14 protein-coding genes are annotated in these 16,905 nt (G+C 64.8%); 6 read left to right on the forward strand and 8 right to left on the reverse strand.

Features of this window, described 5'->3' with window-relative positions:
- Nucleotides 1-3 precede the first annotated feature (3 nt).
- Both ACE3UG_RS01060 and ilvB read right to left on the reverse strand, forming a co-directional pair.
- Entirely contained in the window at nucleotides 4-783 is a 780-nt protein-coding gene (locus tag ACE3UG_RS01060; protein ID WP_374618445.1) for a basic amino acid ABC transporter substrate-binding protein, read from the reverse strand.
- 197 nt (nucleotides 784-980) lie between these two features.
- Nucleotides 981-2,801 carry a biosynthetic-type acetolactate synthase large subunit gene (gene ilvB, locus ACE3UG_RS01065; RefSeq protein WP_374618447.1) on the reverse strand — a complete coding sequence of 607 codons (1,821 nt, stop codon included), beginning with the start codon at nucleotides 2,799-2,801 and terminating at the stop codon, nucleotides 981-983.
- Nucleotides 2,802-2,973: 172 nt separating this feature from the next.
- Between ilvB and ACE3UG_RS01070 the strand changes: the two genes are divergently transcribed.
- From ACE3UG_RS01070 to ACE3UG_RS01080, 3 genes are all read left to right on the forward strand, one after another.
- Nucleotides 2,974-3,453 carry an Lrp/AsnC family transcriptional regulator gene (locus ACE3UG_RS01070; protein WP_374618449.1) on the forward strand — a complete coding sequence of 160 codons (480 nt, stop codon included), beginning with the start codon at nucleotides 2,974-2,976 and terminating at the stop codon, nucleotides 3,451-3,453.
- Nucleotides 3,454-3,839: 386 nt separating this feature from the next.
- On the forward strand, nucleotides 3,840-4,397 hold the full coding sequence (locus tag ACE3UG_RS01075; RefSeq protein ID WP_374618451.1) for a peroxiredoxin: 558 nt from the start codon (nucleotides 3,840-3,842) through the stop codon (nucleotides 4,395-4,397).
- 28 nt (nucleotides 4,398-4,425) lie between these two features.
- Complete coding sequence (locus tag ACE3UG_RS01080; RefSeq protein ID WP_374618453.1) at nucleotides 4,426-5,070, forward strand: hemolysin III family protein; 645 nt, start codon at nucleotides 4,426-4,428, stop codon at nucleotides 5,068-5,070.
- Here the strand turns inward: ACE3UG_RS01080 and ACE3UG_RS01085 are convergent.
- Nucleotides 5,061-6,788 (reverse strand): response regulator, encoded by a 1,728-nt coding sequence (locus tag ACE3UG_RS01085; protein WP_374618454.1) that lies wholly within the window; start codon nucleotides 6,786-6,788, stop codon nucleotides 5,061-5,063. The two genes, ACE3UG_RS01080 and ACE3UG_RS01085, sit on opposite strands and share 10 nt — an antisense overlap.
- Before the next feature lie 268 nt (nucleotides 6,789-7,056).
- On the opposite strand from ACE3UG_RS01085, the gene ACE3UG_RS01090 reads away from it, so the two are divergent.
- A complete protein-coding gene (locus ACE3UG_RS01090) occupies nucleotides 7,057-8,700 on the forward strand; it encodes a methyl-accepting chemotaxis protein (RefSeq protein ID WP_374618456.1) in 1,644 nt (547 codons plus the stop codon).
- Here the strand turns inward: ACE3UG_RS01090 and ACE3UG_RS01095 are convergent.
- Together ACE3UG_RS01095 and ACE3UG_RS01100 are read right to left on the reverse strand one after the other, a co-directional pair.
- Nucleotides 8,663-8,896, reverse strand: a complete 234-nt coding sequence (locus tag ACE3UG_RS01095) for a hypothetical protein (protein WP_374618458.1) — start codon at nucleotides 8,894-8,896, stop codon at nucleotides 8,663-8,665. The genes ACE3UG_RS01090 and ACE3UG_RS01095 overlap by 38 nt on opposite strands.
- A 39-nt stretch (nucleotides 8,897-8,935) precedes the next feature.
- Nucleotides 8,936-11,548: a PepSY domain-containing protein gene (locus ACE3UG_RS01100; RefSeq protein ID WP_374618460.1), complete on the reverse strand. Its 2,613-nt coding sequence runs from the start codon at nucleotides 11,546-11,548 to the stop codon at nucleotides 8,936-8,938.
- Between the two features lie 354 nt (nucleotides 11,549-11,902).
- Here ACE3UG_RS01100 and otsB point away from each other — a divergent pair, with 354 nt between their 5' ends.
- Nucleotides 11,903-12,724 (forward strand): trehalose-phosphatase, encoded by an 822-nt coding sequence (gene otsB, locus ACE3UG_RS01105; protein WP_374618462.1) that lies wholly within the window; start codon nucleotides 11,903-11,905, stop codon nucleotides 12,722-12,724.
- Complete coding sequence (gene otsA / locus ACE3UG_RS01110) at nucleotides 12,721-14,142, forward strand: alpha,alpha-trehalose-phosphate synthase (UDP-forming) (protein ID WP_374618464.1); 1,422 nt, start codon at nucleotides 12,721-12,723, stop codon at nucleotides 14,140-14,142. The genes otsB and otsA overlap by 4 nt, the downstream gene beginning before the upstream one ends.
- 95 nt (nucleotides 14,143-14,237) lie before the next feature.
- Here the strand turns inward: otsA and ACE3UG_RS01115 are convergent, their stop codons facing one another.
- The 3 genes from ACE3UG_RS01115 to holB all read right to left on the reverse strand — a co-directional run bounded on the left by ACE3UG_RS01115 (nucleotide 14,238) and on the right by holB (nucleotide 16,830).
- Nucleotides 14,238-14,912: an ankyrin repeat domain-containing protein gene (locus ACE3UG_RS01115; protein ID WP_374618466.1), complete on the reverse strand. Its 675-nt coding sequence runs from the start codon at nucleotides 14,910-14,912 to the stop codon at nucleotides 14,238-14,240.
- A 65-nt stretch (nucleotides 14,913-14,977) separates the two neighbouring features.
- Nucleotides 14,978-15,760 (reverse strand): TatD family hydrolase, encoded by a 783-nt coding sequence (locus ACE3UG_RS01120; RefSeq protein ID WP_374618468.1) that lies wholly within the window; start codon nucleotides 15,758-15,760, stop codon nucleotides 14,978-14,980.
- Between the two features lie 29 nt (nucleotides 15,761-15,789).
- A complete protein-coding gene (holB, locus tag ACE3UG_RS01125) occupies nucleotides 15,790-16,830 on the reverse strand; it encodes a DNA polymerase III subunit delta' (RefSeq protein WP_374618470.1) in 1,041 nt (346 codons plus the stop codon).
- Nucleotides 16,831-16,905: the final 75 nt, after the last annotated feature.

Here is a 16,905-nt window from a genome sequence, read left to right on the forward strand (position 1 = left end):
TGCTTACTGTTGCGGCAGCGACGGCACCTCGGCGTCGAACCAGTGCTTGTAGATCTTGGCGTAGGTGCCGTCAGCCACGATCTTCTTCAGACCGGTGTTGATCTTGTCGAGCGCGACCTTGTTGCCCTTTTTCACCGCGATGCCGAAGTACTGACGCTTGAATTTGCTGTCGTAGACCAGCTTGAACGGCTTCTCCGGATGGCTCTTGATGTAGAACTTGATCACGCCCACGTCGCCCACGGCGGCGTCCACACCACCGCGATACAGCTCTTCGAGCATGAGCGGGGTGTTGTCGAAGCGGCGGATCGCGATGCTCGTGCGGCCCAGTTCGTCCGAGACGGCGATGTCGCCCGTGCTCGAATTGACCACCCCCACCTGCAGCTTCTTCAGGTCGGCCAGGCCAGCGACCTTGGCGCCCGGCGCGGTGATGATGACCTGATCGGCCGGGAAGTACGGGGCCGAGAAATCGACCATTTCACGGCGCTTGTCGGTAATCGTGATACCGGAAATGATGATGTCGCGGTCGCCCTGGTCGAGCGTGGCGAAGATGCCTTCCCACGGCGTACTGACCAGTTTCACGTTGAATCCGCCCGCCTTGCCGATCGCCTTGATGATATCGATATCGAAGCCGGCCAACTCCTTCTGCGGTGTTTCAAACTCGAACGGGCGATAGGTACCGCCTGCGCCCACGGTGTAGGTCGGATCGGCGGCCTGTGCCGCCGGCACCGCGAAGAAGGTCGTCAGAATACAGGCGGCGGCCACCACGAGGCGCTTCGTCAACATATTGATTTCCTTGGGGAGATTTCTTGAAAGAGCGCAATGATACTCCTCGCCGTTCCCCGAACGAAAAAAAGCCGCCGCGACGCAGCGGCGGCGTTGCGATCTAGCGACGCGACTCAAAATTCCCACGCAATGGGAATGCCATCGAGGCAAATGCCCGGTGTCCGTCTGCGCCCCGACCCCGGCCCGCAAGCGCCGAATCAGAAAGCGCCCGCCGCGATCGTCCCGGACGACTGGCCGGGACCGAAGACCATGTCGCGATACGACTTGCCGGCGGGAATCATCGGATAAACGTCGTCCTCGCGGGCGACGAGCACGTCCAGCAAATATGGCTCGCTCGGGTCTTCGAGCATGCGTGCGAGCGCGGCGGGCAATGCGTCGGCCCGGGTGACCCGGGCGCCGGCCACACCGTACCCGGCGGCAATCGTGACGAAATCGGGATACGGGCGCCCACCGTCTGCCCCGTGCGCCACGTTCGGGTCGACCAGCGACGACGCCACGCGGTTGCGCGCGTAGATCATGTCCTGCCATTGCCGAACCATGCCGAGCCACTGGTTGTTGATGACCAGCACCTTCACGCCCAGCCCATAACGGCGACACGTCGACAATTCGTTGACGGACATGTTAAGGCTGCCGTCGCCGTCGATGTCGATGACCGGCACGTCCGGCAACGCCGCTTTGACACCGATCGCCGCGGGCAAACCGAAGCCCATCGTGCCGAACCCTGCGCTGGACAGGAAAGTGCGTGGTGCGCGAAGGCGAAGATGTTGCATCGCCCACATCTGGTGCTGCCCCACGCCCGTGGTCACGACCGCCTGCGGCGGCAGCAGCGCCGCGAGCGCGGAGATGACATCGACGCCCGTGAGCACGTGCGCGTCGCCGGTGGCGGCGTGCCGGGGTGCGCGCAGCGGGTGCGCCTCGCTCCGGCCGCGCAGATAGGCGTGCCAGTCCGGCACGTTGCGGCGCTCGGCATGCGCGAGCAGGCCAGTGAAGGCGTCGCGCAAATCTGCATGCACGCCGAGCGTGACGGGCTTGTTTTTGCCGATTTCGGCGGCATCGACATCGATATGCACGATTTTCGCGTGCCGCGCGAACGACGCCGGATCGCCAATCACCCGGTCGTCGAAACGCACGCCGAGCGCCAGCACGACGTCGGCCTCGTTGAGCGCAACGTTGGCCGCGTACGCGCCATGCATGCCGAGCGGGCCGAGCAGCAGCCGATGGTCGTCCGGCATCGCGCCGAGGCCCATCATCGTGAGCGCCACGGGGCAATCGAGCGCTTCGGCCAGCGCCACCAGCCGCGCGCCGGTGCCCGATGCGATAACGCCGCCCCCGGCGTAGATCACCGGGCGCTCGCTATGGGCGAGCAAGGCCGCGATGCGTTGCGCCGTCTCGTCGCTCATTCCCATCGGCACCGGGGCGGTGAAGCGCTTGTCGGTCGGCTGGTCGGGGCGTGCCTGCTGAATGTCCTTCGGGAAATCGAGCAAGACTGGGCCAGGGCGCCCCGCCAACGCGCACGCGGCCGCCTCACGCAACGCGGCGGGAATGTCCCGCGCTTCGCGTATCTGCCGGGCGAGCTTCGTCACCGGTTGGGTGATCGCGACGATGTCCACTTCCTGAAACGCGTTCTTGCCGAGCCAATGCGTGGCAACGTTGCCGGTGATGGCGAGAATCGGTACGGAATCGCTCGCGGCATCGGCAATGCCCGTCACCAGATTGGTCGCGCCGGGGCCGGAGGTCGCCAGGCAAACGCCGAGCCTGCCCGTGGCGCGGGCATAGCCTTGCGCGCCGAAGACCGACCCTTGCTCATGCTCGGTGCGTATGAGGGTGATCGCCACGCGTGAAAGCGCATCGAGCATTTCGAGGTTGGCGCCGCCCGGATAGCAGAACACCGTATCGACGCCGATATCGACCAGCGTGCGTGCAATGAGGTCGGCGCCTTTGGCAGACAACGGCGTCACGGGCTGGGCAACGGCGCCGGTCGCGGGTTCGGCAGCAGGGAGCGTCAGGTCGAGTTTCATGGGTATGCGGTTTCCTGCAGATTCCGCCGAAGCGGAACGGAGTGTTGTGGCAAATCGGCCTAATGGAAGTCAAGCTTACGGGCATCGCCCGGCAAATGCTTCGCGTATCGTTGACAAAATCCCGTCGATTTCACATGATTCATTCATATTTAGCAATGTTTGAGACTTAATCATGCAAATCGACGATTTCGATGAAAAAATCCTCGCACTGCTTCAGGAGGATGCTTCACTCTCGGCGGCGCAAATCGGTGAGCGCATTGGACTTTCGCAGTCGCAGTGCTGGCGCCGCATCGACCGGCTCGACGCGGAGGGTGTCATCGAGCGACGCGTTGCGCTCGTCGACCGAAAGAAGGTCGGCCTGAACGTGATGCTCTTCGCACACGTGAAGCTCGCCGGACACAACCGCAACGCGCTGCCTGAGTTTTCGAAGGCGATTCAGGCATTCCCCGAAGTGCTCGAGTGCCATGTGCTCATGGGCAACGTCGACTTCCTGCTGCGCATCGTCACGCGCGACGTCGAAGCGTACGAGCGCTTCTTCTTTGAGCGCCTTTCGCAGTTGCCGATGGTGCAGGAGGTCAATTCGATGATCGCGCTCTCGCAGATCAAGTCGACCACCGTCCTGCCGATCGGGAGCGACAACCGGGAACGCTGACCGGGAACGCTGACTGGGAGCGCTGACCGGGAGCGCTGACTGGGAGCGATGACCGGCGGCGCGAACTGGGTGGAAGCGACCGCCGAGTGCCATCCGCCAGCACCACGGCCCGGAACCGACCGCCGAGTGCAATGACCGCGACTCGCCAACCGGAACGGTCGCCGGGTGCGTTGACCGCCCTCGCGACGGGCGTGTCCGATCGCATTTGCGCGCTTCATGACGCTACGCTGACAAAACCGTGTCACGAGATCCGCAGTAGACTGTTGCCCGCCGACACGACGTCGACGCCACGTTGCCGGTCGCGTCGAACGACATTTGTGCCTGTTGGACAGCGCCTTCGCTAGCCTCTATTCTTTATTCTTGAGCATTCACTCCGGGAGCCCTGCATGAAACGTTGGTTCGCAATCGCTGCCGCGGCCGCCATTGTCGGCGTGACCGCCTGGTGCTTCATCCCCGCACATGCCGCACTGAAGAACGGTACACAGGCGCCGGACTTCTCTGCCCAAGCCTCGCTCGGCGGCAAAGTCTTCACGTTCTCGCTCGCCGACGCCCTCAAGAAGGGCCCCGTCGTGCTGTACTTCTATCCGGCCGCGTTCACCCAAGGTTGCACGATTGAAGCGCACGATTTCGCCGAGGCGACCGACAAGTTCAAGGCGATGGGCGCGACCGTCATCGGCGTGTCGCACGACAACATCGACACGCTTAATAAGTTTTCCGTGTCCGAGTGCCGCAGCAAGTTTGCCGTGGCAGCCGATACCGACCAGCACATCATGCGCGCCTACGACGCCGTGCTCTCGCTCAAACCCGATTACGCCAATCGCGTTTCGTATGTCATTGCGCCAGACGGCAAGGTGATCTACAGCTACGTGAGCCTCAATCCGGACAAGCACGTCGCCAATACGATGGAAGCCGTTCGCAAGTGGCGTGAAGCACACCCCGCCTGATCGCTACGTCTTCACAGGGTGATGCAGAATGAAACCGACAGCGCGTGCACAAACTCGTAGTGAAGAACTTGCCAATAGCGTCAGCCACGGCATTGCCTGCCTGGCGGCCCTCGCCGCAATTCCTTTCCTGTTTACTGCGGTCCGCCCCCCGCTGCCGAGTACCGTGCAGCAGATCGGCATCGGCGTGTTTGCCATCACCATGGTGGTCGTCTATCTGGCGTCCACCCTGTATCACGGACTGCCTGACGGCCGCGCAAAGCGGCTGTTCATGCGCGTCGACCATTGCGCCATCTTTCTCTTCATTGCCGGGACGTACACCCCCTTCACCCTCAAGATTCTCAACGACCCCTGGGGCTGGCCCCTGCTCACCGGCGTGTGGACGATGGCCATTGCCGGGCTGATCGCCAAGGGGCTTGGCCTGCTCGACCGCCCGCTCGTCTCCACCTTGCTCTACGTCGGTCTGGGCTGGGTCGCCGTGCTGGTGGCCGGCCCGGTGCTCGCCGCCATCCCTGGCCCCGGTGCCGACTGGCTGTATGCCGGAGGCGTTGCTTACACCGTGGGCGCCCTCTTCTACTCGCTCGACGGCCGTATCAAGTTCGGTCACTTTGTCTGGCATCTGTTCGCCATCGGCGGCACCGCCTGCCACTTTCTCGCCGTCTACCGCTATCTCTGAGCGCCCGGCGCGACCCGGACCTCCGCCAGTTTCTCGGATAGCCGGTCGCACCGCGCCGTCAACGACGGGTCGCCGAACATCCGGCACGCCCCGCGCATTCGATGCAGCAATGCCTGCGCAGCATCGATGTCCTCCGCGCGACGGGTCGCAATCAGCCGGCGAAAGCGAGCGAGATCCTTCGCCATTTCGTCGCGCATCATGCGCCGCGCGTAAGGGTCGTCCGCCAGCGACGGCCGACGTGCCTTCGGGCGCTCGGCTGTGCCGGACGGTGCAACCGGCGCATCCTTCATGCAGGGCCAGCGTACCGCCAGCGTTTGCGCGAGCCGCTGGCGCGAGACAGGCTTCGTGAGCACATCGTCGATCCCGGCCTCTCGCGCGGCACGCGCCCCCACCACCGACCCTGTCACCGCAAACACCACCGGCGCGCGGCGCCCAAGCACCGGTGCAAGCGCACGAAGCGCCTTCGCCAGCGTCAGTCCCGACGCGTCGCCCAGTTGCACATCGGTGAGCACGACATCGACATCGTGCGAAGTCCATTGCAACAACGCATCGGTCAAATCTTCGGCGCTCTTGACGATGCACCCGAGCGACGTCAGTTGGTCGGTGAGGATGGCGCGATTCATGACGTGGTCGTCGACCACCAGCGCCAGCAAGCCGGAACGTACGTCAACGCGTACGGCAGGCACGACGGGCGCGACCGGCACCACCGGCACGGCGGCCGTCGGCGCGTTCCCCCGCCGCACCGCAGCATCCGCCACGCCGGCACGCGGCGACGCGCACGGCATCACGAACGGTACCGACAGCCGGAAGCGCGCCCCCGTCGTCGACGGCTCCACACACAGTGATCCCCCCATGCGCTGCGCCCATTGCTGGGCGATCCAAAGCCCCAGCCCTGTGCCAGGCACCGAGCGGTCGGCACGGGCAAACGCCGCGAAGACCGCGTTCTCCATGCCGGCAGGGATTCCTGGCCCGGTGTCGCTCACGTGAATCGTCAGTTGCCCCGATTCGCCCTCACGCCTGCGCCCGAGCGAGGCCGGATCGACCGCACTCGTCGCGGCGTCGGGCGTTGCGTTCCACGACGCCCTGATGGCGATACCGCCGCAGACGGTGTACTTCAATGCGTTGTCGAGCAGCGTTCGCAAAATCTGACGCAAGCGCGCCGCGTCAGCGCGCATCGTGACGGGCACGTCCCCGGCGATGTGACACTCGAGTACGAGCCCTTTGGCACGCGCCGCCCCCGCGAACAGTTCGATCTCCTCGTCAAGACACGCGCGCACCTCGAAGACCGACGCTCTTAGCGGCAGTTCGGGCACACCGCCCTGTCCAAGCTGCAGCACGTCGTCCACCGCGCTGGCGACCACGCCGAGCATGTTTCGCATGGCGCCGAGTCGCTCCCGGGGCGCCATCGCCCCCACCCCGCCGCCGGAACTGTCCGCCCCCTCCGGGCCAACCGAACCTACCGGACCTACCGGACCTACCGGACCGCACGGTCCGTCAGCCCGGCCGACGTCGTCGCACAGCGCATCCAGATGGCCCTGCAACACCTGCAACGGTGCCCGCAACTCGTGCACCAATGCCAATCGAAAGGTACTGACGCCCCACGGGTCGCCGCTTACATAGCCGTCCGGCCCGCTCAGCGCCGCCGCCCCCGGACCTTGCGGCTCATACCCTGCGGCGTCGCAGCCACCACGTTGGAAATTGAAGTTGTCGAGATTCATCGCGTCGTTGACGCCTCATCACGATTCGCGCGCTTCGGCGTACTGAAGAAACAGAAAGAGTCTTGAAGTCTGGCCTTTTGCAAGGCGTTTGCGACTGCGCAAATTCCGATCTTCTTTTGCGGACGCCGCACTTTCGGAATCCCCCGAGCCAAATGACTCAAGTTCTGCCGCCCGATTGCCGATATTCCCTTTACCCCGTCTTGCGTACTCAGACGGACAAGGAGGCCCTGCCGACGCCGCGCCCCGGACATTCCATCCATCGACCGCCATGTATAAGAACATCACGATTCGGACCAGTCTCACGCTGGTGCTAGGTTTGCTTGGTGCACTGCTCGTCCTCGTCAGCGTTCTCGGCCTTCAGGCGCTGGGTTCCAGCAATGAATCCCTGAGCAAGATGGCCACGGAGGACACCCCCGCCCTGGCGGAACTCAAGGGCACCGGCGAGGAGATTCTGCGAACCCGTATGTCGATGGCTACCTACGCTTCGTACGTCAGCCTCGGGGGGAATCCGGAGGAATCCGAAAAGGTACTCAAGCGCGGTACCCAATACATCGCCACGTCGGACGCCCTGTGGAACGATTATCTGAAACGTCCCAAAGAAGATGCGCACGAAGCGGAGTTGGCAAAATCGGCCGACGACAAGCGGCGGGCCTTTTTCGATAAGGTTGTGACGCCCGCACTCAACGCCCTGAAGCAAGGCGACGTGGCCGGGTTCCACCAGATTCAGGCGCGCATCGCCCCGGCAGCGTATGGCGCCGTCGATGCGGCCATGCGCGAGCTGCAGGACATTCAGGTTGCACGTCAGAAGGCCCGCTTTGAGGCCGCGCAGCAGCGCTACAGCCGCATGCGCATTGCGATGGGCGTGACGTTGGCGGTTGCGCTGCTGCTCGCGCTGTGGGGCCGCGCCATGCTCGCGCGCGCCGTGCTGCGTCCGATCCGCGAAGTGATCTCTCATTTCGAGCGGATCGCCGCCGGTGATCTGAGTCAGCGTATCGAACAGCGCACGCGTAACGAGATGGGTCAACTCTTCGGCGCACTCGGGCGCATGCGCGACGGCCTCGCCAGCACGGTCGGCACGGTGCGCGAGAGCACCGAAGCCATTCACGCGAGCGCCCGCGAGATTGCCGACGGTAACGCCGATCTCTCGCAGCGCACCGAATCGCAGGCGTCGTCGCTGGAGCAGACGGCCGCGAGCATGGAAGAGCTCACAGCCGTCGTCAAACAGAACGCCGAAAACGCCCGCGCCGCGAGCCAATTGGCTGTCACGGCGTCGGAGACCGCATCGCGCGGCGGTGACGTGGTGCAGGAAGTCGTGGCGACGATGCGCGACATCGCCGAGGCGTCGCAGAAGGTCACCGATATCCTGACGGTCATCGACGGCATTGCCTTCCAAACCAACATCCTCGCGCTCAATGCCGCCGTTGAAGCGGCCCGTGCCGGCGAGCAGGGCCGTGGCTTCGCCGTGGTCGCGGGCGAGGTCCGCACGCTGGCGCAGCGCAGCGCGTCGGCCGCAAAGGAAATCAAGGGATTGATCGAGGCGTCGGGCAACCGCGTCGAGATCGGCACCCGCCTGGTCGAGCGCGCCGGTACGACGATGGTGGATGTCGTGCAGTCGGTTAAACGCGTGACCGACATCATGGGGGAAATTTCGGCAGCCAGCGTCGAGCAGTCGAGCGGTATTGAACAGGTCAACCGGGCCGTGACGCAGATGGACGAAATGACCCAGCAGAACGCCGCACTCGTGGAAGAAGCTTCCGCCGCGGCTGCCGCGCTCGAAGCGCAAGCGGCACGCCTGCGCGAGTCGGTGGCGCTGTTCCGCCTGTCGTCCCACGAAGCTGCTCGCTCGCAGGCGATCGCCGCCGGTGAAGCCAACGTCAACGCGCCCTTCGGGACGCTGGCGCGCGCCGCCTGAATGCCGCGATAACCGCAGCCATAATCCAGCCATAATCCAGCCATAATCCAGCCATAACCGCAGCCATAACCGAGGCGATAGCGGCCACCTTCAACGCCGAACGCCCCACCTTCGGGCAGGCTGGCAGGTGGCCGTCGGCACGACGGGCATCGATGATGCCGATGCGCACGGCGATGGAAAAAGGCTCGATCGACATCGAGCCCCGTCGCCACGTTAGCGCACCGCCGAAACCCGCCTAATAGATGTCGCGGCGATAACGCCCTTGCGCCGACAAATCGAGAAGAACGTCCTCGCCGAGCGCTTCTGCCAGCGCGGCATCAACGGCGGACGCCATGCCGCAGCGGCTGCCACACACATAGATCGACGCCCCATCCGCCACCCAGGCGGCGATGTCCTGCGCCGCCTCGCGCACCCGATCCTGCACATAGATGCGTTGCGCCTGATCCCGCGAGTACACACGGTCGAGACGCGCAATACCGCCCTGCGCCTGCCACTCCCGCAGCGTTGCGTCGTGGAAAGCATCGTGTGCCGCCTGGCGCTCACCGAAAATCAGCCAGTTGCGCATCTGCCCCCGCGCTATTCGCTCGGCAAGGTGGGCACGCAATCCGGCCAGGCCGGTACCGTTACCCATCAGGATCATAGCGTTCGCATCCGCCGGGCCATGGAAGCCGGGGTTGGGACGCACGCGCATCGTCACGCACTCGCCCACTGCTGCCGCGTCGGTAAGCCAGCTGGAACCGAGCCCCAGCGTTCCGTCAGGATGGCGCGCCTGGCGTACGAGCAACATCAATCGGCCCTCACCGGGCGTCGACGCAATCGAATATTCGCGCGCCCGCAGCGGCGCCAGACGCGCCAGCCATTCTTGCACGTCGATGCCCGCCGACGGTGCGGCGTCGGGCAACACACGCGTTTGCAGTGCTTCGCCCAAGGTCGTTTCACGCCCCGCGATATTGACGCGCACATCGGGTGCCCAGACACTGCCCGAGAGGAAGGTATCGATGTGCGCGACCGGGTGGCGCGGCAGCACCTCGACCAGATCGCCGGCAACCCAGGTCGCGCCCGGCGGCGGGGTAAAGGCCAGGTGATAGGCGGGCAACCCGGCGCTGCCGGGATTGAGCCACGCGCGCTCGACCAGGGTCCACGACTGGAAACGCGGGCCGTCCTCGGCGTTCGCTGCCGCCAGTGCACAGCCCAGCCATTCGCCCAGGCGCGCCTGCCACCTTGCCCATGCCCCCGGATCGCCCCGGTCGACTTCGATAGGCTCGAACGCCGCCACGCCGCCCTGCGCTCGTAGCCAGCCATCGAGCTTGCGGCCGAATCCGCAGAAGCGGTCATAGTGGCTGTCGCCGAGCGAGAGCAAGGCGAAGCGCAGCGTCGGCAATGCCATTGCCTGGTTCATCAGTTGTTGCGCAAACCGGCGCGCGCTGTCGGGCGGCTCGCCATCGCCGAATGTGCTGACGATGAACAGTGCCCGTTTGGCCGCGCCGAGTTGCGCCTGACCGATGCGCGCCAGCGGCTGGATCTGCGCCGGCACACCCGCGCCCTGCAACAGGCCGGCCGTCTGCCAGGCGAGGCCCTCGGCCACCCCGCTCTGGCTCGCATAGCCGATCAGCACCCCGTCATGCGCGAGCGATACACCCGCCGATATCTGCGATACCTGCGCTACCTGCGCTACCTGCGATACCTGCGGGTCACGCGTCGCTGCGGCGGGTCGCGAAGCCGCCAGCAAGCGCTTCTTCTTGCGACGATCGAGATAGAGCATCCAGCCCGTGATGAAGAACACCGGCATCATCAAGCTCGAGAACATCATGACGACGACGCCCACCGGACCGAAGAAGCTGCCACGATGCAGCGCGTAGATGCTCGTCATCAGTTGTCCGCCCAAGGTCTTGCGCGCGTAACGGTCTTCGTTGCGAATCTCGCCGGACACCGCATCGATATCCATACGGCTGAATGCCCGCTCGTGCGATGCCGACGCGTCGAGCCACGTCATCTGAAGCGGCCCTCCAGGCGCCCGCGCCGGACGCAGATACACCTTGGTGTAGTCCGGCACGCGTGCGGTGAAACTGCGCCACACCGTGTCGATGCCGTTTGCCGTTGTCGCGGCAAGATCTGGCAGCCGCGCCGTCTTGCCTTCGCCTGATTTGTGCCGCATCGGCTGGGTGCGCGCCGGCTGCGGCACGCCCGCGATCGCGAAGAGCATGCCGCGCCACGTGTCGTACGACCAATACAACCCCGTTGTGGCCGAGAGCAGATAAGGCACCAGCACCACCGTGCCGATCACCGCATGCAGGTTCCACAGGAACGGTCGGCCACGCTTCTTGAAGTCGATGTGGAGCCACGTGCGCCAGTGGCCAATCCGGCGCGGCCAACGCAAGTAAAGGCCACTCAATGCCAGCAGGAACAGCAGCAGCGTAGCGGCCGCCGTGATTTGCTTGCCTATCCCGTCCACCGTCAGGAAGCGGTGAATGTCCATGATGAAGCGAAAGACCGCATCGGCCTGCGACCGGCCCAGCATCTGCCCCGTGTACGGATCGACGTAGTACGTCTCGCCGCGCGGACCGTCCCCTACGGACAGGCGCACGCCGACGGCATCCTCCGGCGAACGCGTCACCGTCACGAGCAGAATGCGCCGGTCGGGCTGCGCATCATGTACCCTTGAGATCAGTTCGGGAATGGGCAACGGTGCCGAGTCACGCTGGGCCACCGTCATCACACCCGAACTGAAGGCTCGGGTGAGCGCGTCGTCATAGGAAAGCAGCGCGCCGGTCAGACCGACCACTGCCAACACCAGCCCGGCGGTAATGCCAAAGCACCAGTGCAACTGAAACCACAGTCTTTTCATCATTGTTGTCGTCCGACGCACGTTCGTGCACCGAAGTGGGCGCGTGCGTGGCAAGTGTGCCGTGCCACCATCCCCGATGGCGCACTTTACGGCAATTGTTGAATGTTATTGCAAACGATTCTCATATTCAATACCAATTTTGCTTTCCAGGCCTTGTAGGTGTCGTCCGACATGTGTTTCATAGAATGGACGACCGCTTGTCACTTTTTGACGAGCTAGGATGAATACACCCGCGCGGATGTCCGCGCTCCTGCCCACCGAAGCGCCGCAAGTCACGTCCCGTCTGTCCTCCCCTGCGCCCGCCGCTCGGCCCCGGATTTGACCTTTCGACCTGCGGCACGATAGCGACGGAGTGCCATGCAACCCCTAGCGTCTTCCCCGCCCGCCCCCTTGGCAACGACACCGGCCGACGACTGCGATGTCGACGTGAGTTCGGTCGCTTTTTTCTTCGATCTCGACGGAACGTTGGCGCCGCTGGCGCCGCGACCCGATGCCGTCAAACTGCCGCACGACACGGCCAGCGTGCTCCCCCGCCAGGTCCAACGCACGCGTGGCGCCATCGCCGTCGTGTCCGGGCGGACCATCGACGATATCGACGGCCTGCTGGCCCCATTGCGCGTGCCTGCCGCCGGCCTGCATGGCGCGGAAATCCGTCATGCGAGCGGCGCGTGGGTTCGCGCCGACGGCCATGCCGCCGACACGGCACACATCGCGGCGATGATCGCCCCGCTGCAAGCGCTCGTCGACCGGCACCCCGGGCTGCTGCTGGAGAACAAAGGCAGCGCGCTCGCGCTTCACTATCGCGGTGCGCCCGAGCTCGCGGGCGTGGCGCGCGACACGCTGCGCGAACTGGCGGAGCTGCACGCCGAGCGCTTCGTGCTTCAACCCGGCAAGCTCGTCTTCGAGTTGCGCCCTCGCCACGTCAGCAAGGGCCACGCGATCACCACGTTGTTGAAGGAGGCTCCCTTCGCCGGGCGAACACCGCTCTTCGCTGGCGACGATCTGACCGACGAGACCGGCTTTGCCGACGTGAATGCGCTGGGCGGCATCACGATCAAGATTGGCGAGGGTGAGACTTGCGCCCGCCACCGTCTGCCGTCGCCGGAGGCGCTCACGGTCTGGCTGCTGACATTGCGCCACGGCGCTCCGCCCCTCGCCTCACAGGAGATTGGCGTATGAGTCGCCTGGTCATCGTATCGAACCGGGTTGCCCCGATCACCGAGGGCAAACCCACCGCCGGCGGACTGGCCATCGGCGTGTTCGAAGCGCTCAAGAACACTGGCGGCATGTGGTTCGGCTGGAATGGGGAGATTCGTGCCGAGCCGGCCAGCGCGCCCGAGATTGCCCAGCGCAACAACGTCACCTTCGCCACCGTGCCGCTCACGCGCCGCGACTACAACACGTATTACCGCGGCTTCTCGAACGCAACGCTGTGGCCGACGTTCCATTACCGCGACGACCTCACGCGCTACCAACGCGACGACTACAACGGCTACCGCCACGTCAATGCGCGCTTCGCCGCGTTACTCGCACCGCTCCTGGAACACGACGACCTGATCTGGGTACACGACTACCATTTGCTCCCGTTTGCACAGGCCTGCCGTCAGATCGGGGTGAAGCAGCGGCTTGGCTTCTTTCTGCATATTCCGTTCCCGTCGCCGCAAGTGCTCATGACCGTGCCACCGCACGAAGCCTTGGTGCGGGCAATGTGCGAATACGACCTCGTGGGCTTTCAGACCGAAACCGATCGCACGGCCTTCACCGACTATCTGGTCCGACACGTGGGCGCCACCCTGCATGAGGATGGCACCGTCACGGCCTACGGGCGCGCAGTGCGCACGGGTGTCTATCCGATCGGCGTCTATCCCGACGAGATTCAGCAGCAGGCGACCGCCCGAGCGACGATCAAGCACATCCTCGATCTGAAGCAGGGTTTGCAGGAACGCAAGCTCATCATGAGCGTGGATCGTCTCGATTATTCGAAGGGAATGCTCGAAAGATTTCGCGGGTTCGAGCGCTTGCTCGAGCTGTGGCCGAATCAGCAAGGGACGGTGAGTTTCGTCCAGGTGGCGCCGCCCAGCCGCTCGGACGTCGCTGGCTACGGCGAGATTCGTCGCCAGTTGGAAACCGAGGCGGGTCACATCAACGGCCGCTTCTCGGATCTGGCCTGGACACCGCTTCGCTATATCAACAAACGCTACGATCACGAGGTGCTGATGTCGTTCTTCCGGGCCTCGCAGGTGGGCTACGTCACGCCGTTGCGCGACGGCATGAATCTCGTGGCAAAGGAGTATGTCGCCGCGCAGGATCCGGCGGACCCCGGTGTGCTGGTGCTGTCATGCTTTGCGGGTGCCGCGCAGGAACTGGACGGCGCGCTGATCGTGAATCCCTACGACATCGACGGCATGGCCGAGGCGCTGCGCGCCGCGCTGAACATGGCGCTGTCCGAGCGACAGACACGCTACGAGCGCATGATGGCGACACTGCGCAAGCATAATCTGTCGACGTGGCGCAATCGCTTCATTGCGGACCTGCGCGCCCCCGAGGCTGGCGCCAAGCCACCGCCATTGCGCTGCGCTCAACCGGCCGCGGCCTGATGGCCTGATGGCCCGATGGCCCGATGGCCCGAGGATCGGACCAAGGCCGGTCACGCCGGCGGCGGCCGAATCACGATCGCGACGTGCGGGCCGCCTTACTTGCCCGCCGGACGCGACTTCTGCATTTGCTCCAGACGCTTGCGCAGGCCGTCCGCGATTTCCGTCTGATGGGATTGCGTCGCAAAGTCGACGGCCGTCATACCGATCTGATTCTTGAGGCTGACGTCCGCGCCGCCGTCGAGCAGCACCTTGCATGTGGTGATGTGACCACCGCGCGCAGCCATCATGAGGGGCGTGGTGCCGTTGGGCGACTCGGCGTCGACGTAGGCCGACGCATCGAGCAACATCTGCACGATATCGTCATGTCCGTTGGTCGCCGCGTAGTGCAGCGGCGCCCACCCCTTCTTGTTGACTTCGGCATCCTTGTCGATGAGCAGTTTGACCATCGGCGCGAGGCCCTGCAGCGAGGCGATCATCATCGCGTTCTCGCCCGCCGCGTTGGTCGCATCGAGATCGGTGCGCTTGTCGTTGATCAACAATCGTGCAACGTCCACCGACTTCTCACGCATGGCGATCACCAGCAGCGGATTGCCCTTTTCATCCGTCGAATTGGGGTCGACACCCGCCTTGAGGGCTTGGGCAACCGACTTCGTATCGTTGAAGACAACCGCCTTGACCAGCGCCGAATTGGACGTGGCCGCCGTGGCGCACGCCGTCAAACAAAGCACACTGAGCAGCATCCAGGCTCGGATCATCGAAAATTTGGGCATCGGGGGCTCCTGTCGGTCGTCCGTTGAATAGGGTAAAGGCAAATCGGTCAATCGGGTGCTGCGGGTCAGGGCTTCGCCGTGGCAAACAGCCGGAAGAAGTTTGCCGTGGTGGCGTCTGCAATCTTCTGCAGAGGCTCGCCGCGCAGATCGGCAATGAACTCCGCCACATGGCGCACGTAGCCCGGCTGATTGAGCTTGCCGCGATACGGCACGGGAGCGAGATACGGCGAATCCGTCTCGATCAGCATGCGATCGAGCGGCACGCGTCGCGCGACGTCCTGCAAATCGCGCGCGCTCTTGAACGTAACGATGCCTGAAAACGAGATGTAGAAATTCTGATCGAGCGCGCCTTGCGCGACGTCCCAGCTCTCGGTGAAGCAATGCATCACGCCAGCGGCTTCGCCCGCCGCTTCTTCGCGCATGATGCGCAGCGTGTCTTCGGCGGCGGCCCGTGTGTGAATGATGAGTGGTTTGCCCGTCGCACGTGCCGCACGAATATGGGTGCGGAAGCGCTCGCGCTGCCACGCCATGTCCTCGACGCTCCGGCCTTCGAGCCGGAAATAATCAAGTCCGGTTTCCCCGATGGCGATCACTTTGGGCGCGGCGGCCAGTCGAACGAGGTCGTCGACGCTCGGCTCCGGCGTGTCTTCGTAATCGGGATGCACGCCCACCGAGGCGTACACGTTTTCATGCTGTGCGGCGATGTCCAAGACCTGCGGCAGCGTCGGCAGATCGACCGAAACGCACAGGGCGTGGCTCACCTTGTTCTCGCGCATGCGTGCCAGCAAGGCGGGCATTTGCTCGGCCAGTTCCGGGAAATTGATGTGACAGTGCGAATCGATGAACATGATGGGCGATCGGATGCCGGTGCCGTGCGTCAAAGCGACGCCGGCCCACCGAACAACTGTTTGTATTGCAGGAATAGCGCCTCGAGCAGCACGCGCGTATTGAGCGGGTGATTCTGAACATGACGCTGCTGCGCGAGTTCGCGCAGGAAGCCGAGCAAGCGGACGTCGTCCGTCGCGTCGCCACACCGGCGCAAGGCAGTGGCGTGACTCGGAAAGAATCGGACGCTACCCGCCATGCGCTCGGCGAGCACGTCGAAGCACCAGCGTTGCAACGTCTCCAGAATGCCCGGCAGATGCCCCTTGTGCAGTTGCTCGGCACAGGCGAAGGCGTCGATCGCCGCGCCCTGCGCAAGCTGACCGAGTAGCCAGTCGCGCCAGCCGCGCTCGTCCGGCTCCGCCAGTGCGCGCGCGGCGAGCGGCGCCCCACCCGCTTCGGCGAGCACAGCGGCAGCGGTGGCGGCGTCCAACCCGGCCTCGCCCATCAACCATTGTGTGGCCTGTGCGTGGTCCGGGCGGGTGAGCACCAGACGACGGCAGCGCGACAGAATCGTCGGCAGAAGCCGGTCGGGCTGCGTCGTCACCAGCAGGAAGACCACGCCCTCGGGCGGCTCCTCGAGCGTTTTGAGTAAAGCGTTCGCCGCGTGGACGTTGAGCGCCTCGGCCGGATACAACACGACGACCCGCCGACCCTGGCGGTGCGAGCCCAGGTTCGCGAAGTCGATCACTTCGCGCACCTGTTCGATCTTGATTTCCTTGCTCGGGGTCTTGGTCTTCTTGTCGCCGTCCGCGTCGGCGCGGGCATCGGCACCGGGCAAGCTATCGGCCAATGCCTCGGGGCAGACGGCGCGAAAGTCCGGGTGATTGCCGCTGGCGAACCATTGGCACGCACCGCAGGTGCCGCACGGCATGTGATCGTCGCCAAGCGATTCGCACAGCAGCCCCTGCGCGAACGTACGGGCAAGCGCCAGCTCGCCGATCCCGGGCACAGCCTGCAACAGCAGCGCGTGCGGCATCTGGGCGCGCAGATCGTTAAGGCGTGTCCAGTCCTCTGACTGCCACGGATACAGCATGTAGGCTCCTTGGCCGGAAATGCGTCTGGCGGGACACCGCGCCCACCCACCCAGGGGGCCGGATTGACCCGAACC

It is taken from the genome of Pandoraea sp. (genome assembly GCF_041919235.1).
Classification (GTDB): Bacteria; Pseudomonadota; Gammaproteobacteria; order Burkholderiales; family Burkholderiaceae; genus Pandoraea.